Consider the following 22762-nt stretch of genomic DNA (forward strand, 5'->3'; position numbering starts at 1 on the left):
CTATTCCAGCAATTTATGACTTTTGTTCGACAGTCCTGCAAGTGGCGTGGATCTTCACCTCACGGCACATAGCCTTACGCACGCCGATCAAGGATAGACCATGAGCCTACCTTCGCTGGCCGATTTGCCGGCCCTCCTGCTTCCTTTAGTCACCCGGGCGCAGCAGTCGTTTCGTACTTCTATTGGCGACCTGCCCGAGGGCTGCGCCGCCCTTTTCGACGCCTGGCCTGAATCACGCCGCCACGCGTTCGACCGGGTCTGCGCAGCCAGTGATTTTGTGGCTGAACAGAGCTGTCGCGACCCCCGGATGCTCCTTGAGCTGGCAGACTCCGGGGAGCTGGAGCGTCGCTTTGAGCCGGGCGAACTGCGTGAACAGATTGCCAGAGCGTTAACGGACGCCAGCACCGAAGAGGAGCTGGGGCGTAATCTACGTCGCCAGCGTACGCGCCAGCAAGTGCGGATCATCTGGCGCGATCTGACCCGACAGGCCGACCTGGTGGAAACCTGTCGCGACCTGTCCGAGATGGCCGATGGCTGCATCGATCTGGCTTATCGCTGGCTGTACGAGCGCCATTGTCAGCAGTTCGGCACGCCCACGGGGCGGCGCAGCGGCGAAGCGCAGCCGATGGTCATTCTGGGCATGGGCAAGCTGGGCGCGGTGGAGCTGAACCTGTCTTCGGATATCGACCTGATCTTCGCCTACCCCGAAGGCGGCGAAACCGTGGGCGTCAAACGTCCCTTGGACAATCAGGAGTTTTTCATTCGTCTGGGTCAGCGCCTGATCAAGGCGCTGGACCCGATTACCGTCGACGGTTTCGTGTTTCGCGTGGACATGCGCTTGCGGCCCTACGGTTCATCCGGGGCGTTGGTGCTCAGCTTCAACGCGCTGGAACAGTATTATCAGGATCAAGGCCGCGACTGGGAGCGCTACGCCATGATCAAGGCGCGGGTAGTGGGCGGCGATCAACCGTCAGGCGAGCACCTGCTCGACTTGCTCCGGCCATTCGTCTATCGCCGCTATCTGGATTTTTCTGCCATCGAAGCGTTGCGCACCATGAAGCAACTGATCCAGCAGGAAGTGCGCCGCAAAGGCATGGCCGAGAACATCAAGCTGGGCGCGGGCGGCATTCGTGAGGTGGAGTTCATCGCCCAGGCCTTCCAACTGATTCACGGCGGGCGGGATTTGAGCTTGCAACAGCGGCCGTTGCTCAAGGTGCTGAAAACCCTTGAAGGGCAGGGTTATTTGCCTGCGGCGGTGACTGACGAGCTGCGCCAGGGCTATGAATTTCTGCGCTACACCGAGCATGCGATTCAGGCCATTGCTGATCGGCAAACGCAAATGCTCCCCGAGGGTGAGCAAGATCAGGCACGAATTGCCTTTATGTTAGGTTTTGACGATTGGCAGAGTTTCCATGCCCGGCTCATGTACTGGCGTGGCCGCGTGTCGTGGCATTTCCGGCAGGTCATCGCTGACCCGGACTCTGACCCCGATGACGAGCAGGTGGACGAAGGTGAAGTGGTGGTCGGCGGGGAATGGCTGCCGTTGTGGGAAGAATCCCAGGATGAAGACGCCGCGTGCCGTCAGCTGCTGGCCGGCGGCTTCGTCGATGCCAATAAAGCCCTGAAAAATCTCGCTGATCTGCGCAACAGCTCGCAACTGCGTTCCATGCAGCGTCTGGGTCGGGAGCGGCTGGATGCATTTATCCCCCGCCTGTTGGCTCAGGCGGTTGAGCACGAAAACCCTGACCTGGTGCTGGAGCGTGTGCTGCCTCTGGTCGAAGCCGTGGCGCGGCGCTCGGCGTATCTGGTGCTGCTCACGGAAAACCCTGACGCGCTGCGGCGCTTGTTGACGCTGTGTGCGGCCAGTCCGTGGATCGCTGAACAGATCGCCCGCTTCCCGCTGTTGCTTGACGAATTGCTCAACGAAGGCCGATTGTTCAGCCCGCCGCTGGCCCCTGAGCTGGCGGCCGAGTTGCGCGAGCGCCTGACGCGGATTCCCGAGGATGATCTGGAACAGCAAATGGAAGCCCTGCGCCATTTCAAGCTGGCCCATCGCTTGCGGGTTGCGGCGTCGGAAATCACCGGCAGCCTGCCCTTGATGAAAGTCAGCGATTACCTGACCTGGCTGGCCGAAGCGATTCTGGAGCAAGTCCTGGCTTTGGCCTGGCGCCACACGGTTGCACGTCACGGCACGCCTTCGCGACCGGATGGCAGCTTGTGCGATCCGGGGTTTGTCATTGTCGGTTACGGCAAGGTGGGCGGCATCGAGTTGGGCCATGGCTCGGACCTGGACCTGGTGTTCATTCACGACGGTGATCCGCAGGCCGAAACCGACGGCGCGAAGCCCATCGACAGCGCGCAGTTCTTTACCCGGCTGGGTCAGCGGATCATTCATTTGCTCACCACGCAGACCAACTCGGGCCAGTTGTACGAAGTGGACATGCGCCTGCGGCCGTCCGGCGCGTCGGGTCTTTTGGTCAGTTCTCTGGGGGCATTTGCCCGCTATCAGGAAAGCGAAGCCTGGACCTGGGAGCATCAGGCCTTGGTGCGCGCGCGGGTGCTGGTGGGCAGTCGCGAAGTCGGGCAAGCCTTCGAAAATGTCCGTGCGTCAGTGCTGGGGCGCGAGCGTGACTTGCCCAGGCTGCGCCAGGAAGTCAGCGAGATGCGGGCCAAGATGCGCAGCACGCTCGGCACGCGCATTACCGCAGCGGGAACCGGTGCCAATGCCTTTCTGGCCACGGCGCCGTTCGACCTCAAGCAGGACGCCGGAGGTATCGTCGATATCGAATTTATGGTGCAATACGCGGCCTTGGCGTGGTCCTGGGAGCATCCGGCACTGCTGCGTTACACCGATAACATCCGGATTCTGGAAGGCCTTGAAGAAGCCGGGCTGATGCCCGCCACCGATGCCGACCTGCTGCGCGAGGCCTATAAAGCCTACCGCTCGGCCGCCCATCGCCAGGCATTGCAGAACGAAGCCGGTGTGGTCCGCGGTGATCAGTTCGAGGCTGAACGGCGCGAAGTGATGCGGATCTGGGGTGAGTTGGGGTTGGGTTAAGCCGGATGTTTCTTTCACTGAACAGCACTGTGGGGCCGGCTTCAGCCGGGAAGGCGGCACTCCTGACTCAGTGTCGGATGCATGGGTCTCTTCCCGGCTAAAGCCGGTCCCACGATGGCGTCCGGGCAACTATATAAAGCTAAGACAGGGAGGCGACAGGTTGTGTGGGAATGTCACGCAGTCTGACCGGCCTCCCTGATCGTTTTGGAAGAAGCATGAGAATTCTGATCGTGGGGCCTAGCTGGGTCGGTGACATGGTGATGGCGCAAACGCTGTTCCAATGCCTGAAACAGCGTTATCCCGAATGCGAAATCGATGTGTTGGCACCGGAATGGAGCCGGCCGATTCTGGAACGCATGCCGCAAGTGCGCTCCGCGCTGAGCTTTCCCCTGGGGCATGGTGCCCTTGAACTGGGCACGCGCCGCCGGATTGGTCAGTCCCTGAAGGGGCAATACGATCAGGCGATCCTCCTGCCCAACTCGCTCAAATCGGCACTGGTACCATTTTTCGCCGGTATCCCGAAACGCACCGGCTGGCGTGGCGAGTTCCGCTACGTGCTGCTTAACGACGTGCGAACCCTCGATAAAGCGCGCTATCCGCTGATGATCGAGCGTTTCATGGCCCTGGCCTATGAGCCGGGCGCTGAATTGCCGCTGCCGTATCCCAGGCCAAGCCTGCGCATCGACGTGGCCACCCGGGACATCGCCCTGAGCAAGTTCGGGCTGACCCTGGACCGGCCGGTATTGGCGCTTTGCCCCGGCGCGGAGTTCGGCGAATCCAAGCGCTGGCCCGCCGAGCATTACGCGCAGGTCGCGCAGGCGAAAATCCGCGAAGGCTGGCAGGTCTGGCTGTTTGGTTCGAAAAAGGACCATCCAGTGGGCGAAAGCATTATTGAACGCCTGATTCCCGGACTGCGCGAAGAAGCCGTCAATCTGAGCGGCGATACGTCCCTGGCTGAAGCCATCGACCTGATGTCCTGCGCCGATGCCGTGGTGTCCAACGATTCGGGCCTGATGCACGTGGCCGCGGCGCTGAATCGTCCGCTGGTTGCCGTGTACGGCTCCACATCCCCCGCTTTCACGCCGCCATTGGCCGATGAGGTGGAAGTCGTGCGTCTGGGCCTCGAATGCAGCCCTTGCTTTGATCGTACTTGCCGTTTCGGCCACTACAACTGTCTGCGCCTGCTTGAACCTGAGTCGGTGATCAACGCCCTGGCCGGTATGGGCGGCACACCGGTGGAGGTTGTCTGATTTGCGGGTCTTGCTGATCAAAACCTCATCCCTGGGCGATGTGATCCACTGCCTGCCAGCGCTGACGGACGCGGCGCGGGCCTTGCCGGGCATTCAATTCGATTGGGTGGTCGAGGAAGGTTTCGCGGAAATTCCGACCTGGCATCCCGCCGTGGGTGAAGTCATCCCGGTAGCGATTCGCCGCTGGCGCAAAAACCTCTGGCAGACCTTCAAGACCGGCGAATGGCGACGTTTCAAACAGCGTCTGCGCGACGCCCCTTACGACCTGGTGATTGATGCCCAGGGCTTGTTGAAAAGCGCCTGGTTGACCCGCTACGTGAATGCGCCCGTGGCTGGGCTGGACAAGCAATCGGCCCGTGAGCCGCTGAGCAGCCGCTTTTATGATCGCGCCTATCCGGTGGCGCGCGGGCAGCACGCGGTAGAGCGCCTGCGTCAGTTGTTCGCTCAGGCGTTGGGCTATGAAGTGCCCGCCGGGCTGGGTGATTACGGGCTGGCTCGGGGTCGCTTGTTGCAGGCGGAGTCGAACGAGCCTGCGTTCGTGCTGTTCCTGCATGGCACGACCTGGGCCACCAAGCATTGGCCGGAGATGTACTGGCGGCAGTTGGCCGAACGCATGCTCGAGCGCGGCCTGCACGTGCGGCTGCCGTGGGGCAACCCGGCGGAAAAAGCCCGTGCCGAACGCATTGCCCAGGGGCTGGAGCACGTCGTGGTCTTGCCTAAACTGAATCTCGCCGGTGTCGCCAGGGTGCTGGCCAGCGCCCAGGCGTGTGTCGCGGTGGACACCGGTATCGGTCATCTGGCCGCTGCGCTGGATGTGCCGACCTTGTCGCTGTTCGGGCCGACCAACCCCGGTCTGACTGGCGCCTATGGCAAATCGCAGGTGCATCTGGCCGCGGATTACCCGGCCTGCGCCCCTTGTCTGCAAAAGAAATGCACGTATCAACCGACGGAAGAAGACCGCCGTCAGTTGGATCTGAAACGCGAGTGGCCCGTGTGCTTCACTCGCTTGAATCCCGAGCGAGTAGCGAGCCAACTGGGCACGCTGTTGCTGGCAAAGGAACCCGTCTGATGCAACTGGCTTTCGTACTCTACAAATACTTCCCGTTCGGCGGGCTGCAACGCGACTTCATGCGCATCGCCCTTGAATGCCAGAAGCGCGGGCATCAAATCCGGGTTTACACCCTGATATGGGAAGGCGAAATACCGCCGGGTTTCGAAGTGCTGGTTGCCCCGGTCAAGGCGTTCTTCAACCATCGGCGCAATGAAAAACTCAGCGCCTGGATGGAAGCGGATCTGGCCAAGCGGCCTGTGGACCGCCTGATCGGCTTCAACAAGATGCCGGGCCTGGACGTGTATTACGCCGCCGATGGCTGTTTCGAGGACAAGGCGCAGACCTTGCGTCACTCGCTGTATCGCCAATGGGGCCGCTATCGCCATTTCGCCGAATACGAGCGAGCGGTGTTCGCCAAGGACGCTAAAACCCAGGTGCTGATGATTTCCGAAGTGCAGCAGCCGCTGTTCATCAAGTACTACGACACGCCATTGTCACGCTTTCACCTGCTGCCGCCGGGCATTGCCCAGGACCGCCGCGCTCCGCCTGAGGCTCCGCAGATTCGTGCTGAGTTTCGCCAGGAGTTCGGTCTGGCCGACGACGACTTGCTACTGGTGCAGATCGGTTCCGGGTTCAAGACCAAGGGCGTGGATCGCAGCCTCAAGGCGCTGGCCGCTTTGCCCGCCGAACTGAAAAAACGTACCCGCCTGTTTGTAATCGGCCAGGACGACCCCAAAGTATTCCAACTGCAAAGCGCCACGCTGGGCCTGGGTGATCACGTCACCTTCATGAAAGGCCGCAGCGATATCCCGCGCTTCCTGATGGGGGCCGATATGCTGATCCACCCGGCGTACAACGAAAACACCGGCACTGTATTGCTGGAAGCGCTGGTGGCTGGCCTGCCCGTGCTGGTCAGCGCGGTATGCGGTTACGCCCATTACATTGCCGAGGCCGACAGCGGGCTGGTGCTGGACGAGCCGTTCGATCAGGCTCAGCTCAACCACTACCTGAAGACGATGCTTGCCGATGATGCTGCACGGGCAGCGTGGGGCAGGAACGGTCTGGCTTTTGCCGACACGGCGGACCTTTACAGCATGCCGCAGCACGCGGCCGATGTGATTCTGGCGGAGCACCATCCATGAAGTTGTTCCTTGCTGAGCCGTTCAAGACGCTGTGGGCCGGACGCGATGCGTTTGCCGAAGTCGAGCGTCTGGAGGGTCAGGTCTATCGCGAACTCGAAGGTCGGCGCACGCTGCGCACCGAAGTCGACGGTCGCGGGTATTTCGTCAAGATCCATCGTGGCATCGGCTGGGGCGAAGTCGCCAAGAACCTGTTGACCGCCAAACTGCCGGTCCTGGGCGCGGGCAAGGAATGGGAAGCCATTGCGCGGCTCAAGGAAGTCGGCGTGCCGACCATGACCGCCGTGGCTTATGGCGAGCGGGGCAGTAATCCGGCGGCGCAGCATTCGTTTATCGTCACCGAAGAACTGGCCCCTACGGAAAGCCTGGAAGATGTCAGCATCAATTGGCGCAACGAACCGCCCGAGCCCCGCCTGAAACGTGCGTTCATCGCTGAAGTGGCGCGCATGCTCGGCATGATGCATCGCGCCGGGGTCAATCATCGCGACTGCTATATCTGCCATTTTCTGCTGCACACCGATAAGCCGGTGACGGCGGATGATTTCCGCCTGTCGGTGATCGACCTGCATCGCGCCCAGACCCGCCGGGCGATCACCCCGCGCTGGCGCAACAAGGATCTGGCCGCCCTGTATTTCTCGGCGCTGGACATCGGCCTGACGCGCCGCGACAAACTGCGTTTTCTCAAGGGCTATTTTCAGCAGCCGCTGCGCCAGATTCTCGCTCGGGAAGCCAGGCTGTTGCGCTGGCTGGAAATCAAGGCCGACAAGCTGTATCAACGCAAAGTGCGCTACGGGGATGCCCTCTGATGGCGGGCTGGAACCTGGAGCCGGCCTACACCTTTCTCGCTGAAGATTTCGGCAGCCTGGACGCCGTGTTCGCCTTGCAGGGCGAGCGCCTGACCCTTGATCCCCTGTCCGAAGTGATCCGCGTGCAGCGTGATGGCGTGAATTATTACGTCAAACGCTACGTCGGCGCGGGCAAAGGCTTGCGCCGCTACCTGGGCCGCCCACGGGTCAAGTCCGAATGGCAAAACCTCAAGCGCTTTGCCAAATGGGGGATTCCCACCGCAGAAGTCGTCGCCTGGGGCCTGGAGCGCAAAGGCGCGTCCTATGACCGTGGCGCGTTGATCACCCGCGAACTGCCCAACACCGAAGATTTGTCGGCACTGGCGCTACGCAACGATCCGGTACTGGCCGATCGTCAGTGGGTCGATGGCATCAGCCGCCAACTGGCCCGTTACACCCGCGCCATGCACGACCAGCATTTCACCCATAACGACCTGAAGTGGCGCAACCTGTTGGTGGACGATCAGGCCACGTTGTTTCTGATCGACTGCCCCAACGGCGCCTTCTGGTGGAGCTTTATGCTGCGCTACCGGATCACCAAGGATCTGGCCTGCCTGGACAAAGTGGCGAAATATCACCTGTCCGCCACCCAGCGCCTGCGCTTTTACTTGCAGTACCGGCAGCGGGCACGACTCAACGCTTCCGACAAGAAACGTATCCGCCACATCGTCAGCTTTTTTGAGGGGCGCGAATGACCGATTTTATTGCGCAGAGCGACCGGCCTTTGCTGGAACGGCACGGCCTGGCCGATTTTCAGTCGCTGTGGGAAGTCCAGCTGGATGCCGTCGATGAACCCAATACCGGCCGCGGCGGCTGGAGCAGCGTGTATCGTCTGGAGCTGGAAGGTCTGGGTTTCTATCTGAAACGCCAGAGCAATTACCTGATGCACACCTGGCATCACCCGTTTGGCGAGCCGTCGTTCTCCCGGGAATTTCGCAACATCAGCCTATACGAAAAGCTCGGAATCCCGGCGCTGCACGCGGTGTTCTATGGCGACTGCAAGATAGGCCCCGAACGCCGGGCGATTCTCTTGACCCGTGCGCTGGACAGCTGGACTGACCTGGATACCTTGCTGCAGCAATGGCCGGAACTGACCACGCGCCAGCAAACAGCCATTCTGCACGCCTGCGGCGAGCTGGCGCGCACGTTGCACAATGCGGGGCAGGTTCATGGTTGTTTCTACCCCAAGCATATTTTCCTCAAGCCCAAAGGCGATGCTTACCTGGCGCAGCTGATTGATCTGGAAAAAACCCGGTCCTTGCTGTTCGGTAAGCGGGATCGGGCCAAGGACCTGGAACCCTTGTTGCGTCGCGCGCCCATGTGGACCGAATCCCATGTTCGCGAGCTGCTGGCGGCTTATCTGCAATCGGGCAAGGACAGCCCGGTCGTGGATCAATGGTGTGATCGTTTGGGCAAGCGCGGCAGCCATAAACGCGGTTCGCGCCGCAATGACCAGAAAGAGACCCGCTGATGCGTTTGTCTGAACTCAAGGCGGCCGGGCGTACGCCCGCGATGCCCATGAATCTGGCGCTGGCCGACGCGGCTGGCCCGGCCGAACTGCACCTCCTGACCCTATTGCGCGTATTGCCGGGGCAACGCTATGTCGGTGCCGGCGTCTGGCGCGGGCGTCCGGTGCTGGCCAAATTGCTGGTGGGACCCAAGGCCGCCCGGCACTTTCAGCGTGAGCTGGCTGGCGTCCGGTTGCTGGCGCAGCAAGGCATGACCACACCGCTGCTGCTGGCCGACGGTTTGCAGGAAGGCGAGGGCGGCTGGCTGTTATTTGAGCTGCTTGAGCACGCGCAAAGCCTGGGCGACGCCTGGGCCGAAGTGGAACATCAGACGCCGCTGAGCGATGAACAGCAGGTCGTGCTGGCGCAAGCGCTTACGGCGATCGGTCAACTGCACGCCAAAGGCCTGTGGCAGGAAGACCTGCATCTGGACAATCTGCTGCGCCACAACGGCAAGTTGTACCTGATCGACGGTGCTGGAATTCGCGCCGAAGAAGCAGGCAAGCCGTTGTCCCGGCAAAAGGTGCTGGAAAACCTCGGCGTGTTTTTCGCCCAGTTGCCCAAAGCGTTCGAGCCGTTCACCGAAGAATTATCGGTGCATTACTTGCTCAGCAATGGTGAACATGGCTTGCCCACGGAAGCGTTGCAAAAGCAGATCGACAAGGTGCGCAGCTGGCGCTTGAAGGATTTTCTCGACAAAACCGGGCGTGATTGCAGCCTGTTCAGTGTGGTTGACAGGCCTTCCGGGTTCCGGGCGATCCGCCGGGAAGAAGAGACTGCCATGCTGCCAGTGCTGGAGCAGGCCGATGCGTTGCTCGATCAAGGCCACCTTTACAAGACCGGTGGCGCGGCCAGCGTGGGCCGCGTCGAAGTCAATGGCCGCACGCTGGTCATCAAGCGTTACAACATCAAGGATTTTGCTCATTGGCTCAAGCGCTTCTGGCGTCCAAGCCGGGCATGGCATTCCTGGCGAGAAGGCAATCGCCTGATGTTCCTGGGTATCGCCACGCCTAAACCGCTGGCGGTGCAGGAGCAGCGTTTTCTGGGCTTGCGTCGCAAGGCGTATCTGGTGACCGAGTTTCTGCCGGGGCCGGACATCATCGAGCGCTTCGCGCCCTACGTTGAGTCAGGCGATGCGCCGGAGGCTGAACTGGTGGCGCTGGATGCACTGTTCGCGCAACTGGTTGGCGAGCGTATCAGCCATGGAGATTTGAAAGGTCACAACGTGTTCTGGCATCAGGATCGCTGGGCGTTGATTGATCTGGACGCCATGTGCCAGCACAGCTCGCCAGCGTCGTTCGCCACGGCGTTCACCCGAGACAGAGCCCGCTTCATGCGCAACTGGCCAGCAGACAGCGCGCTGCACCAGTTGCTGGAGCAGCGCTTGCCGAAGGTTGAGGTTTAAGCGCATCGGAATACAGGCGCTTCAAACCGTGGGACCGGCTTTAGCCGGGAAAGGCCGATCAGGCGCTACATTTCCGGTGCCTGAACCGACGCCCTCCCGGCTTTAGCCGGTCCACGGGTTCGCGATTATCGGGCCACTCTTGTCAGATTCAGCTCCTCAAGCGCTGCAACCAGCGCGTCCATGTTGTCGTAAGGCGTCAGGTGTACCGCTGTCCAGGTCGGACGATCCACATACACCTGGTCCTTTGGGTCGACGAGTACGGGTGTGCGATGAATCCGGGAATCCCGCGAGCGATGAACGATGGTCTGCCCGCCACTTGTGTCTTGCTCGATCAGGAACTTGCCGGGTCGGCTAAGTCGCTCTTCGACGGGCAGCGCCTGTGGCGGACGAACCGAAATGACCGGCCTGCGCACTTCCAGCTCCACCAGGTAATCGCCTTTGATCGCTACTTTGCGATCGGTTATGCCGACACGGACTGACTCGCCGGGGTCCCGTATCACCCCTTTGGATTGGCCTGGCATGACGTCGTTGACCCGCAGCCCGATCCCGCCCTGTAGCTCGGCAAGGCCCGGCACGATCCCTTCGAACGTATTGGAGTGGCTGTTGCCCACCAGCGCGATCCACTTGCGTGAACCCACCACCTCCTGATGCTTGCCAATCGTGCGGGAAGCGAAATAATTCATCATTTGCTGGCGGGTGGTAGGCGCTTCGTCAGAAATGCCCTTGAGGTGGTAACTCGTTGAGCAGTCGATGGCTCGAACCTCCAGGCCATGCTCCCGCGTCCGGATGACCAGTTGCTCGAAGTTGTAAATCCGGGCCGGGTCAGTCTGATGGCCCTTGTCGAGATATCTCAGATCGTGCAACAGGGTCTTGCTCATCTGGCCTGTCTCGAAAAAGCGATCCAGGTCTGCCTGATGCAGGTCGGCCAACAGATGTTCCAGGTACACGGTCTTGACGTTCTGCTCGGACAACAACCCGAGGTTGTCGATGATGAGCTTTTTGCTGGCGATGGAGAAATGGGATTCCCCAATCACCACGCCGTCCGTGTGCTGGTACAGCGTGTGGAGAAAATCGCTCAGGCTGGTTCGCGGGTCAACATCGGGAAGCGTCGGCCTGACAGGCAGTTCGGCGGACACAATGCTGCGAGCATCACGTTGCAGTTGTCGGCGACGTGTAAAAAAGCTCTCCCGGACCTTGGTTATTTCCACATTGTTAAAAAAATAACTTTCGTGGAGTCCGCCCTTTTTGAATGTTGCAAGATCGTGCAACAGACCGGCGTTTTCAGTGGGCATTTCGTAGGCGGCGTCGACGATCGATTGCTGGATGGCGGTCGATGGCGGGTTGGCGGTCCAGTTCTCGGGCTCGATGCGCGACCAGCCGTCGGTGTTATCCCAGCGGAAACCATATTCGCCCCCCCAGAGTTCCCCGGCTGCAATGTTCTGTGTGCTACCCATTTCCCTCATGAGACCCAAATCCAGTGGGGTGCTCGCGGGCAAGGGTGTTGTGGGCACAATCATGACTGGGTTGGCAAGCTCGACCGTGAAGTCGGTGCGGGTAGTCGCGTCCACAGCCGACGCGCCAGTGCTGACCCGCGTAGTTCGCCCCGCTGGAATGTCTTTGATGTGCACGCTGATGGCACCCTCCAGCTCCGCAATGCCGGGGAGCGCACCGTGGGTGGTCGCCAACTGCTGGTCCAGCAAGGCAATCCAGCGCCGGGAAGGCTCGGCCGCCACATCGTGGCTGATCACTTTGTGGCCAAAAAACAGACTCATTTTTTGTGTTGCGGTCGCATCGTTGGCGGCGGCTGCCACCGGATGATCAGCGAACGGATAGCTGATGGAGGAATTAAGCGGCCGCACTTCGATGCCATGCCTGTGGGCGGCTTTCACCACATGGTAGTAGTCATATTCGGTCGTTTGGTTATCCAGCGCGCCACTGTTCAGGCTTTCCAAGTGATGCTTGATTTCATGGGAGCCTGCGCGGCTTTTTTTGCCCAACTGACGATAACGGGCCAGTTTATTCATGTGTTTGTCGGTGAACAGATGCTCGATGTACAGAACCTCCACCCGCTGCTCTGCCAGCAAAGGCATGTTGAGGATCAGCAGCCGTTTACTGGCCACGGATTTCGGGGCTTCGCTCAGGACTAGCCCATTGCTGTGACTGAACACCTCCTGGATCAGGGTATCCAGGGCCGCGGGTGGCGTTGCGGGTACTGGGGGGCGGGCCGCAAGGGGCGGCTGGACGAAAAACGTGTCGGCATCCCGATATAGCTTCTCTCGAAGTGTGGTGAAGGTCTGGCGCATTTCGGCAAAATAAGACTCGAAATATTCGGCAATGCCGATGCCGGTCGGGTCGTATGGGGTGTCGCTCAGGATGACATTCAGGTGGGGTTGCAGCGGGGCGGGCAATTGGTAGTCGGCCAGGTTGGCGACGGTTGTGCTGGAGCCTGCCGCTTCCTCCGTCAAAGGCTGGTAACCCGGCGAGCCGTCCAGCCCACCGCCACGCAGCTGATGGCGATCAATGAGCTGCCATTTGCCTTGATCATCCAGGCGCACAGGCTGCTTGCCAAAGAAGGCAAAGGGGTTGGCGGGGTCGACAATCTGCCAGCAGCGCAGTGACGGGTCGAAGTGAACTTGATAGGTTTTGCCGGAGAGCTCGACGTAATGCTTGCCTCCCAGCCTGCAGATTCCTTTGCTGTGCCCCTCGCTCAGGCGCGGCATGTCCTGCAGCGATACGTTGACCGCCAGCTCTTGGCGAGCGCCGGTTGTGAGCGTTGATGATGTGGCTGCAGAGGCGTCCGAAGGCTGCCAGGTGCCATCGGCCTTTCGCGTGGCGAACTGTCCGGTGGGTTTCACTTCACGGGTCGAATGACCGACGCTGCGGTAAACCGGCGCTTGGCCGTTGGCGTTCGGTTTGCCCACCAGAAACGGCTCGTTCTGCACGCGGACCGGATACAGATCTTCGTAGCGTGGCAACGATGACGGGTGCAGGAGCGGGGGCCGCGTCGCGTTGCCATGTGGGGCTCGGTCGATCCGGTGCAGCAGGCCGCCGAAGCCTTTCAGGCCGGAATGCAGGTCGCCCACCGCGCCAAGGCTGTTGAGCAATGAAGACAACACATAGGCACCAGCGGCTTCACTGTCACCTTCACGTAAAGCCTGGAGCGCGCGCACGCTGTCGTGCAGCGACAGCAACGCACCGACGGCGAAGCTTGCCGGCGGGAAGGGCAAGGTGACAACCGTGGCGATGATCTCGACGCTGCTCCAGATCACTCGGTACAGCATGTCGTTTCGTCCGGTGGTGGTCTCTTTCACATCGCGCAATTTGCGTTCAATGGGCCGGTTGAAGCACGTGCCGGCAAAATCGGCAATGAACGCCTTGGGGATGAACGGTGGCTTGTGTGCCTTGCCTTGCAGCATGTCGTGCAGGAAAAACGACAAGGCCTTGCGCGCCTTTATACGGCAGCGATCCTTGTAGTAATCAATCATGCCCGCCGCGCCGAGGGAAATGGTGAAGTCGCCAAACAGGCGAAACTCGACGCCGTCCGGGGCTTGCGGTGTGTACAGCAATGCGGGCTGTCTGTTAGTCGTTGGCAGGATCACAAGACAGCCTTGCACCGTTTCCACGTGGGTCAACTGCGTGCTGGGGATAACCAGTTGGTCGGCTCCCTTCAATCCAGAAGAGATAAAAGGTTTATCCACATGGATCTGCAAGGGGTACAACGGGTATTGCTCCCGGCTTTCCGGGTCGCTCAGATGAGCGCGTTCAATCGAGTCTTTCAGCCACGCATACTGTTGCTCGCTAACTTGTCCTTTGAGACAGCTACGCAGCGCCGCTGCTTTCATCTGCAATTGGGCAATCAGTAAATTGGTGTTGCGACGGTAGTCATAGCCTTCGCCGTCAGCAGCAAGCAGCGTGCGACTGATCAGCGCAATGTAATCGTCGCCCAGCCATTTACCGCGCACCGAGCCTGCCACTTTGCCCGGCGACAATGCACTGAGGTTCACGCCTTCCGGGCCGCTGAAGGTCGCCTGCGTATCGGCGCTGGTGTGGATGAAGTCGAGGCCGTCATCGTAACCGTTGAGCAGCATGTCGGTGTAGCTGACCGTCTCGCGCTCGCTGGTGATCACGATGAGATCCGGGTCTACCGTGCCCGCTGGAACATTCAGCAACTGACTGATCTGTTGGCTGGCTCGCTCATGCACATAGTCCTTGAACGGTTGCACGCGGGTATGAAGCTTGGTGTCGTAGTTTTTCAGTGCCCCGGCGGCGGCGTCTTCCAGTGCCACCAGTTCCTGGCGTTGCGCCGCGCTGGCCTGTAAATACCAGTCAGGCGTGTGGCTGGCCTGCTCGGAAAGTGCCACGCGCACATGCGCTTCTGTGAGGGTGCGCAAACCGGCGTCGTAATCCGTAAGGTCGATCAGCTGGAGGAAGTCATCCGCTGGATACGGTTTGAGGCTCAGCGCCGTCAGTTGCTGTTCCAGTTCCGGGCGGGCAGACGTTTCCACCTGTTTGATCAGGTACTGGCGCAGCTCATCCGAGCCCGCCCAACTGACCAGTTCGTGCACTAGTCGGGCTTCATTATTGAAGGCCATGAAAGCCTTCTGCGAGGGCGCATCGGCAGCCACCAACACCAGGCGGTCGAGCTGGCCCAGCGCTGTTTCCTTGCGAATCACCAGCAATTTGCCCATTACATGGCGACTGTTCAGTTTGATCTGTTGCACGCGCAGCGTCGGGTCGGCTGCGCCCCGTGTCGCGGCCGAAGCCGCTTCAAAGATGTCGAAATCGCCAGGCTGGATGCGGCCCTGCATTTTCGCGGCGTAGGCCAGCGCGCTCATCTGCCTGCGGGTCAGGTCATGCATGAGTTGCCGGTTGTGCGCTTTGTCGTAGGTCTTGCGCTGAAACGCACCGAAGGTCACCCGCAGATCAAGCTCATTGATCACCTCGGCGATGTAGGCCGGGGTCAGGGAGGAGTCGTCGGCCTGCAGTGGAGCGCCGTCCAGGCTGAGGGTGGTGTGCGTGAGGAAATCCGACCCTGGCTCGCCATCGCCGGGATGCAGACCGTACAACGCCAGCTCCACCAGCGAGCGGGACACGGTGTACGTTTCCCCCGTCAACGGCAGCGTGCGCTCAGTGCTGACCCTGATAGCGCCTGGGTCCAGCTCAATGCCCAGATCGTCAGCCATTCTTGTGCGCAGATTCACGTCAGCGAATTGCTCGGGAGAGGCCGCCGCGCCCAAGGCGCTCAAGAGGGCTGCACGGGCTTCATCGTAGTGGCGCAGGCGCTCGGCGTAGTCGTTCAGGTCCTGCTTGCTGGCGATCTTGATCCAGTCCGGCAGGCTTTGTCGGTAACGGGCCTCAAGGTTCGCCAACTCACGCCACTGGAGCATCGCGACAGGCCCGAAACGGCCATGCATGGCGATGGCGTTCTGAATAAGCGCCCGACGTGTTTGCGCGGGTACTTTGGCCGCCTCTGCGCAGGCGTAACGAATATCCTCCCGTTGTTTACCCAACAGGCTGTCGAAGGCGTGGATATAGGGATCTCCCGTGAGCGCCTGCAGCTGCACGTCGGAGTCAGTAAACGGCTCCAGATGCAGGTCCGCATCCTGGCTGATCGCTGCCAGTCGATCCTGGTGACGCAGCGCCAGATTATTGAACAGCACCTCGTTGAACTGCGGGTCATTGAGCCACTGGGCGAGGGTTTCACGCAGGGCAGCCCGAGAGGCAAAGCCCGTTGCGCCGAGCCCCGGAAGGACCAGTAATGTGTGGCCTTGCGCCTGAGACATTACCAGCGCACCGGCGATGTCGGCCAGCTCGTCATCATGCAACTGCACCTGCAGGGAAAAGTGTTGAGTCGTCGGCTGCGACGGATTTTCCGACCGCCCCGGCGAGACGGGCAGGCAGTCGGCATAAGCCGGTTCGAGGTCCCGCTCATGAATCTTGACGCTGACTTCGTCACGCAGGGCCTGTTTCAGGCCAGCCAGAAATTTGTCATAACGGCGCTCGCCGGTGGCGCTTGGGGCGTCCCAATAACCGTTGATCTGCTGCAGCAGGCTTAAAACCTGCGACTCCCTCTGGGTGGAGTCTGCCGAAGCAATGGCGTTGAGCAACGCCTCAGGGGGGATGGGAAGTGCTTTCAATTCGGTAGCCAGGGCAGCACTCAGCTCACCAAGCCGTTTCAAAGCCGCGGAAGCCAAGGACAAGGTATTGGCAGGAATGTGAGGGGCAGGGGTCAATGTTTGCATCTGATTGTGCTTCTCGACAGGCGCCTGAAAAGCGCGCCAACGTTTGATTGAAGGCCGTGAGGCCATTGAGGATCTGGCTCAATCAATCAGAAGCAGAATAGGGGTAGGGCGTAGATAGTTATTCGGATCGCCTCGCGGAACTCTGTATCGGAAACATCCCACAAATCCCGTCTCCAATCCTGACTGACAGTCTGAGCGTGCCCCTGCAAAGTCCTGCCTTTCCCCCAGGCCAAGGACTCGCCCATGCTCAACCCCGCCAACCAAGCCGCTTTCACGTTGGAGATCGAGCAGGTCGAGCATTCGCTGCGCGTGCTGAGTTTCACCGCAAAGGAAGCCGTCAGCCGTCCGTTCAGTGTGCGCATCGAACTGGTCAGCGAGCGGGCCAACCTCAAGCTTGAAGATGTGCTGCATCGTCAGGCGTTTCTGGGGTTTGACGCCCAGGGCAACGGCATGCACGGGCAGATCGGCGAGGTGGCGCAGGGGGATTCCGGCAAGCGGTTTACTCACTACTTCATCCGGCTGGTGCCCAATCTGCTGCGCCTGGAGCACCGGCACAACCACCGGATCTTCCAGAACAAAAGCGTGCCGGACATCATCGCCCTGGTGCTCAAGGATCACGGCATTCTGGCCGGGGACTTTGTTTTCAGGCTGGGCCGCAAGACCTGCCCTCCCCGTGATTACTGCACGCAATATCACGAGAGCGACCTGTTTTTCATCCGAAGGCTGTGTGAGGAAAGCGGATTAAGTTTTCATTTTGAGCATGCCCGCGACAAGCACCTGCTGGTGTTTGCCGACGACCCTATCGCATTGCCCGTATTGGCGCGTCCTACACCCTACCTGCAAGGCAACGGGCTGGTGGCCGAGGAACCGGTGATCAGCCAGTTCAGCGTGCGCCTGGCCACCCGCACCGGCAAGGTCAGCCGCCAGACTTACCACTTTCAGAAGCCCACGCTGGACCTGCTCAGCAGCGCCCAACAGCCGGACTGCCGCCGGGATCTGGAGGATTACGCCTATCCGGCCCCTTTTGAGGATCGGCAGATCGGGGCGCGTCAGGCACAGGTTGTTCTGGAGCGGCATCGCAGCGACTATCAACTCGCCGCAGGCCACAGCGATCAACCGGCGCTGCTCAGCGGCCATTTGCTGACCCTCAGCGAGCACCCCCGGGAGGACTGGAACGCCCAATGGCTGCTCACCGCCGTCGTGCACGAAGGCAAACAGCCGCAAGTGCTGGAAGAGCACAGCGCCAGCGCGGGCCAGCCGGGGGTGTTCACCCAAGGTTATCGCAACCATTTTGAAGCCATTCCCGGTTTGGTGCCATTTCGCCCGCCACTCAGACACCCCAAACCACGAATTCTCGGCAGCCAGCACGCCATCGTTACCGGCCCTGCGGGTGAAGAGGTGCATTGCGACGAGTATGGTCGGGTCAAGGTCAAGTTCTACTGGGACCGCGAAGGCGTGCGAAACGAACACGCCAGTTGCTGGCTGCGGGTCGCCACCGGCTGGGCGCATGACCGATACGGCGCGGTGATGATCCCCCGGGTCGGCATGGAAGTGGTGGTCGGCTATTTCGAAGCCGATCCCGACCAGCCTTATGTGCAAGCCTGCCTGCCCAACGCCGCGACCCGCGTCCCGCTGGACCTGCCCGCACAGAAAACCCAGACCCTGCTCAAGACCCAGAGCAGCCCCGGTGGGGGTGGTTACAACGAACTGAAAATCGAAGACCGCAAAGGCCAGGAAGCCATCTCCATCCGCGCCCAGCGTGACTGGCACGAGCACGTGCTCAACGACCAGTCGATCCAGGTCGACAACGCCCGCAGTGTGCAGGTCACCGGCCTGTCCAGCCACGAACTGCACGGCGAAGAACACCACCTGACCCACGGTGAGCGCAAGACCCAGGTCCTGGCGGACGATTCATTGACCGTTGCAGGCAACCAGCACATCAGCGCGGCGAATCATCTGGTGAGTGCGGCGGGGCAGGTCCACCTCGCGGCGGGTCAGAACATCATCCTCGATGCGACCCTCACCACCACCATCAAGGCAGGCGGACAGTGGATATCCATCACGCCTGCGGGAATCTTTACCAGCGTGCCGATCCTGCCGGGCGGTGCACCGATGCCGGGGATGCCAGCGGTGCCAGGGATGCCCATGGCTCTGGTGCCAGAAACAGCATCGCCAGCGCCCCCGTCTGTGATTCCTTATAAGCAACGCAAAGCCATTGAGGAGGGTGCCCCGTTTTGTCGTCGGTGTGCCGAAGCAAGGGAGTCGTCACTGTGAAAAAGTCGCCCATCCCACCTGTCGCTTCACTGCCCGCCGACTTTCCATGGGGGCAAACCGTTGGGCTTCTGTTGGATGCCTTGCAGGTCGAAAATCTGGTCCAGCGCCTTTATGAGTGGTCCCCCGCTCCTCACGTGCACGTGCTTTACCAAGGGACGCAGTGGGCGGAGATCAGCCACCTTTCTCCCTGCCTGATACAACTGCACACGCCGGATGATCCGGTTCTATTGCAGTTCTTGAGCAATACCCGGAAGTTGTGGGGCTACTTATTGGCCAGTGACGGCACGTGGGATGAGCTATTGGCGCACCTGCGCTGGCTCACCTGCTTTCAACCGCCTCAGGATGAAGAGCTGTTTTTGCGTATTTCCGATCCTGTCGTGGCTCGTGCACTGTTTACCGCCGAACACCATCCTGGTGCTGAGCTGTTCGGGCCTTGCCAGCAGATCATTGTTGCCAATGCACCCCTTGAGGGATGGGCGCAATTCAAGCGCTCCGGTGAAAAAGCGCTGCCCGGCTATGACAAGCCATTTATGGCGAACGAGGCGCAATGGGCCGCATTGAAAGCTGCGACATTGGATAAGTCCGTAAGCGCGCTCTATCAGCACATGGAGCGCTTCTTTCCCGCCTATCAGGCAGATCTAACCCCGGCGCAACGCCTGGGTCATATCCATCAACTGGCCGTATCGGCCATGGAGCAGGGGTTCCAGAGCGAACGGGAGATCTGGTTATACGCCAATGTCTTTGGCTTCCTGGGGGATGAGCCCCTCGAGCAGCATCCGGATATTCTCGAGTTGCTGACCGTGAATTCTGAAATGACGTTTTTTGAGCGTGTTAGCCGTGCTGCTGCTCTGGCCGCCGAGCGCGGGGTTCAGTGATCGAATTACCCTCAGTTTTTACTGCCTTGTCGCGCAGAGGACACATAAACAGTCACGGGCCAGCGCAGCGCTGCCCCGGATTGCTTCCAGATCAACTGCGACAGTTTGCGGCTCGGCCGATATCCCGATCATGCTGCTGCGCCTCGGCAAAGCGCGCCGCAATATTCTGATCGGGGTTTTGCTTGCGCAGGGTTTTGACGGTTTCGCTCAGGCGTTGCAGTGCTGCGCTGGGCTTGGCCCATTGTTCCGGTGGCAAGGGGGCGGACCAGCGTTGCATGGCCTCGGGCACGACGGCGCGGCCGATGCTTTTGATGCGGCGGATTTCCCATTCGGTGAGGTGGTTGGGCAGTGTCCACAGGGTCAGCACGTGGTACAGGTACCACCAGAACGGATAAAAGAAACCGACTTCACGATCCCTGCGCCGCCGACGCATACGCTCCCGGGCGTTGTAGAGCGTGTGCAGGCCTTCATGGGGCGGGTCGCCGGGGTTTTGCAGGTCCAGCGGGTCCTGAATGTCCTTGAGGCTGTGCACCTCGTATTCCATGTACGCCCGGATCGCCTCCCAGTTGCACACCGCCAGATCAAACCCGCTGCAGAAGAACTCCAGGCTGTAATGCTCGTCATGAGGCGGATGATAAAACCCGACGCCCATGGCGTATTGAATTTCCATACCGTACTGAGTCACCGACCGCGCCTGAACCACCCAGGCCGACAGCGATTCCCACGGCACAAAAATGGGCTCGGTATGACCACGAGGAACAAAACAGACCTCCCGGCGCTGGCGGTTGAAGCGGGTGGGGACGACTTTTTTGTATTTGGCGAGGTGGTGGAAGGTGATGGTGAGGTAGAGGCCAAGAATGAAAGCGGCTCCGCCGACTCCGGTATTAACAAGGGGGAAAAACATTGCCCTCTGAATATTTATGATTCGTTCCAAAGAGTCATTTAGAAATACGCTCATCAGCAGCATTACAACCGGAAAGATGAAAGAGCACATGTAGAAGAAGTTGATCGGTGCGCCGACTCCAATCTGCCAAGCGAAAACGGATGGCAAACCCACCCCAAAATCCATGAATGTGTCGTTCACCTCCCCCACGGCATGGCCATAGTCCTGAGCGGGCAGATCGGTGGGTAACGGCCGTGGAGCCAGATACACCACTTGGCCGGTCGGAAAGTGCTCGACCATCCCTGCATAGGGGGCGCGATGAATCGGGGGTGGTGCGCTCATGACGCTTTTCTCTGGACGATCCTTTGCGCCTCGACAAAGCGCGCCGCAATATTCTGATCGGGGTTTTGCTTGCGCAAGGTTTTGACGGCTTCGCTCAGGCGTTGCAGGTCTGCGCTGGGCTGGGCCCATTGTCCCGGTGGCAAGGGGGCTGACCAGCGTTGCATGGCCTCGGGTACGACGGCGCGGCTGATGCTTTTGATGCGGCGGATTTCCCATTCGGTGAGGTGGTTGGGCAGCGTCCACAGGGTCAGCACGTGGTACAGGTACCACCAGAACGGGTAGAAGAAACCGACTTCACGATCCCTGCGCCGCCGACGCATACGCTCCCGGGCGTTGTAGAACGTGTGCAGACCTTCATGGGGCGGATCGCCGGGGTTTTGCAGGTCCAGCGGGTCCTGGATTTCCTTGAGGCTGTGCACCTCGTACTCCATGTACGCCCGGATCGCTTCCCAGTTGCACACCGCCAGATCAAACCCGCTGCAGAAAAATTCCAGGCTGTAATGCTCGTCATGAGGCGGATGATAAAACCCGACGCCCATGGCGTAACGAATATCCATGCCGTACTGCGTCACCGACCGTGCCTGCACCACCCAGGCCGACAGCGATTCCCACGGCACGAAAATGGGCTCGGTATGGCCACGAGGAACAAAACAGACCTCCCGGCGCTGGCGATTGAAGCGGGTGGGGATGACTTCGTTGTACTTGTCCAGGTGGTTGAAGGTTATGAAGAGATAGAGGCCAAATGCTAACGCGGCTCCCCAAGCGCCAAGCTCCATACCGTAAGGCATGTAGTCCAGAGCAAGCTTTGTAGCCTGCGCTACGTCGGCGCTTTCTATGAACGTCATCAGCCAGACAAGGGCAGGCGCAAATAATCCAAAAAACCAGAATGCCCCAAAAGGTAATCCCAATGTCATTTGCCAACCAAAGACGGCAGGTAAACCCACACCAAAATCCAGGTGAGTGTCATTCACCTCGCCCACGGCATGACCATAGTCCTGAGCAGGCAAATCAGTAGGCAGTGGCAATGGAGCTAGATACACCACCTGACCTGTCGGAAAGTGCTCGACCATCCCCGCATGGGGGGTGTGATGAATCGGGGATGGAGCGTCAGGCATATCAGTCGCCATCTCAGTCATCCACCGTCTTGATCAATGCCGGATCAATCCGGAAGTAGGCGCACTCTTCTCCTTGACGCGTGATCTGTTGTACGGGGAAATGGCCACTTTCACCCGTGACCGGGAAGCGCAGGTCGTAGAGATTGCCTTCGTAGCGGCCGTCCGGGTAGGCATGGCCCAACTGGACAGACAGGACGATATCGGCCCGCTCCGGGTATGCCGACCCGAGCAGCTCGCGAATATCGACCAGTTCGATGATCAGCGGAGCGTCTTGTTTTATCCACAGGCGATCTTCCAGTGCTTCGTACAACGGGGTCCATTGGTCCGGGGTGCGGTCGCGGTCTGTTTGCTTTCGCACAACCCGATAACCGCCAATATTGAGCAAGACGCTGCTGGCACTGCTCGCCAACTGCTGTGCCAGGTCGCTAACTGACAAGGTTGGAAAGTGCAGCAGGAAACGACGGGGCTGCGCCACGCCGGAGTCATTCGAGGCCGGCAGGATTTCCACATGGGGGGCCTGGACACACGCACGAAGCGCTTTCTGGTACTCGCTCAAGGGCAGCGACTTGCGCTGATCCGGGTCCAGGCTCCACGGTGTGCTGAGTAGCCAGCGGTCATGGGAGCTGAGGTTATGGCGGTTGTAGAACCAACTGCCGGACAGCTCCAGCGCGGTAAACAGAATTCCGGCGAGATTAAAACGGAAAAATACCGTGGACAGGCGTGCCCCGGCGGCGGCCCAGGCGGCCGTTCGGGCGGGCGAGTTGCTGGCCGCAGC

General features: G+C 60.4%; 13 protein-coding genes and 1 pseudogene. 10 read left to right on the plus strand and 4 right to left on the minus strand.

Features of this window, described 5'->3' with window-relative positions; all coding sequences use genetic code 11:
- The first annotated feature begins 100 nt into the window (after positions 1-100).
- From glnE to ACP7B0_RS15965, 8 genes are all read left to right on the plus strand, one after another.
- On the plus strand, positions 101-3058 hold the full coding sequence (glnE, locus tag ACP7B0_RS15930; protein ID WP_426142366.1) for a bifunctional [glutamate--ammonia ligase]-adenylyl-L-tyrosine phosphorylase/[glutamate--ammonia-ligase] adenylyltransferase: 2958 nt from the start codon (positions 101-103) through the stop codon (positions 3056-3058).
- 215 nt (positions 3059-3273) lie between these two features.
- Entirely contained in the window at positions 3274-4308 is a 1035-nt protein-coding gene (waaF, locus tag ACP7B0_RS15935) for a lipopolysaccharide heptosyltransferase II (protein WP_426142367.1), read from the plus strand.
- A gap of 1 nt (position 4309) precedes the next feature.
- Positions 4310-5377, plus strand: coding sequence for a lipopolysaccharide heptosyltransferase I (gene waaC, locus ACP7B0_RS15940; protein WP_426142368.1), 1068 nt, complete (start codon positions 4310-4312; stop codon positions 5375-5377).
- The gene (locus ACP7B0_RS15945) at positions 5377-6501 is read left to right on the plus strand and encodes a glycosyltransferase family 4 protein (protein ID WP_426142369.1); all 1125 of its coding nucleotides are present in this window, start codon (positions 5377-5379) and stop codon (positions 6499-6501) included. Before waaC ends, ACP7B0_RS15945 begins: the two co-directional genes overlap by 1 nt.
- A complete protein-coding gene (gene rfaP, locus ACP7B0_RS15950; RefSeq protein ID WP_426142370.1) occupies positions 6498-7304 on the plus strand; it encodes a lipopolysaccharide core heptose(I) kinase RfaP in 807 nt (268 codons plus the stop codon). The genes ACP7B0_RS15945 and rfaP overlap by 4 nt, the downstream gene beginning before the upstream one ends.
- On the plus strand, positions 7304-8038 hold the full coding sequence (locus ACP7B0_RS15955) for a lipopolysaccharide kinase InaA family protein (protein WP_426142371.1): 735 nt from the start codon (positions 7304-7306) through the stop codon (positions 8036-8038). The genes rfaP and ACP7B0_RS15955 overlap by 1 nt, the downstream gene beginning before the upstream one ends.
- On the plus strand, positions 8035-8814 hold the full coding sequence (locus ACP7B0_RS15960; RefSeq protein ID WP_426142372.1) for a lipopolysaccharide kinase InaA family protein: 780 nt from the start codon (positions 8035-8037) through the stop codon (positions 8812-8814). The genes ACP7B0_RS15955 and ACP7B0_RS15960 overlap by 4 nt, the downstream gene beginning before the upstream one ends.
- Positions 8814-10256 carry a lipopolysaccharide kinase InaA family protein gene (locus ACP7B0_RS15965; protein ID WP_426142373.1) on the plus strand — a complete coding sequence of 481 codons (1443 nt, stop codon included), beginning with the start codon at positions 8814-8816 and terminating at the stop codon, positions 10254-10256. Before ACP7B0_RS15960 ends, ACP7B0_RS15965 begins: the two co-directional genes overlap by 1 nt.
- A 125-nt stretch (positions 10257-10381) precedes the next feature.
- Here ACP7B0_RS15965 and ACP7B0_RS15970 read toward each other — a convergent pair whose 3' ends face one another.
- On the minus strand, positions 10382-16498 hold the full coding sequence (locus ACP7B0_RS15970; RefSeq protein WP_426142374.1) for a dermonecrotic toxin domain-containing protein: 6117 nt from the start codon (positions 16496-16498) through the stop codon (positions 10382-10384).
- 243 nt (positions 16499-16741) lie between these two features.
- On the opposite strand from ACP7B0_RS15970, the gene ACP7B0_RS15975 reads away from it, so the two are divergent.
- Both ACP7B0_RS15975 and ACP7B0_RS15980 read left to right on the plus strand, forming a co-directional pair.
- Positions 16742-18772, plus strand: coding sequence for a type VI secretion system tip protein VgrG (locus ACP7B0_RS15975; RefSeq protein WP_426142375.1), 2031 nt, complete (start codon positions 16742-16744; stop codon positions 18770-18772).
- Complete coding sequence (locus ACP7B0_RS15980; RefSeq protein WP_426142376.1) at positions 18769-19647, plus strand: DUF4123 domain-containing protein; 879 nt, start codon at positions 18769-18771, stop codon at positions 19645-19647. The genes ACP7B0_RS15975 and ACP7B0_RS15980 overlap by 4 nt, the downstream gene beginning before the upstream one ends.
- 91 nt (positions 19648-19738) lie before the next feature.
- Here the strand turns inward: ACP7B0_RS15980 and ACP7B0_RS15985 are convergent, their stop codons facing one another.
- The 3 genes and pseudogenes from ACP7B0_RS15985 to ACP7B0_RS15995 all read right to left on the minus strand — a co-directional run.
- On the minus strand, positions 19739-20872 hold the full coding sequence (locus ACP7B0_RS15985; protein ID WP_426142377.1) for a hypothetical protein: 1134 nt from the start codon (positions 20870-20872) through the stop codon (positions 19739-19741).
- Entirely contained in the window at positions 20869-21987 is a 1119-nt protein-coding gene (locus ACP7B0_RS15990) for a hypothetical protein (RefSeq protein WP_426142378.1), read from the minus strand. Before ACP7B0_RS15990 ends, ACP7B0_RS15985 begins: the two co-directional genes overlap by 4 nt.
- A gap of 13 nt (positions 21988-22000) precedes the next feature.
- Positions 22001-22762: pseudogene (locus tag ACP7B0_RS15995) on the minus strand (hypothetical protein); the annotation flags it as partial.

The sequence above is a fragment of the Pseudomonas sp. DWP3-1-2 genome (genome assembly GCF_049896285.1).
Lineage (GTDB): Bacteria > Pseudomonadota > Gammaproteobacteria > Pseudomonadales > Pseudomonadaceae > Aquipseudomonas.

Bases quoted from the DNA above. Each gene is read 5' to 3' on its own strand.
- rfaP (WP_426142370.1), top strand. From the start codon at position 6,498: ATGAAGTTGTTCCTTGCTGAGCCGTTCAAGACGCTGTGGGCCGGACGC.
- ACP7B0_RS15945 (WP_426142369.1), top strand. From the start codon at position 5,377: ATGCAACTGGCTTTCGTACTCTACAAATACTTCCCGTTCGGCGGGCTG.
- glnE (WP_426142366.1), top strand. From the start codon at position 101: ATGAGCCTACCTTCGCTGGCCGATTTGCCGGCCCTCCTGCTTCCTTTA.
- ACP7B0_RS15985 (WP_426142377.1), bottom strand. From the start codon at position 20,872: ATGAGCGCACCACCCCCGATTCATCGCGCCCCCTATGCAGGGATGGTC.
- waaF (WP_426142367.1), top strand. From the start codon at position 3,274: ATGAGAATTCTGATCGTGGGGCCTAGCTGGGTCGGTGACATGGTGATG.
- ACP7B0_RS15975 (WP_426142375.1), top strand. From the start codon at position 16,742: ATGCTCAACCCCGCCAACCAAGCCGCTTTCACGTTGGAGATCGAGCAG.
- ACP7B0_RS15960 (WP_426142372.1), top strand. From the start codon at position 8,035: ATGACCGATTTTATTGCGCAGAGCGACCGGCCTTTGCTGGAACGGCAC.
- ACP7B0_RS15965 (WP_426142373.1), top strand. From the start codon at position 8,814: ATGCGTTTGTCTGAACTCAAGGCGGCCGGGCGTACGCCCGCGATGCCC.
- ACP7B0_RS15970 (WP_426142374.1), bottom strand. From the start codon at position 16,498: ATGCAAACATTGACCCCTGCCCCTCACATTCCTGCCAATACCTTGTCC.
- ACP7B0_RS15990 (WP_426142378.1), bottom strand. From the start codon at position 21,987: ATGCCTGACGCTCCATCCCCGATTCATCACACCCCCCATGCGGGGATG.
- ACP7B0_RS15955 (WP_426142371.1), top strand. From the start codon at position 7,304: ATGGCGGGCTGGAACCTGGAGCCGGCCTACACCTTTCTCGCTGAAGAT.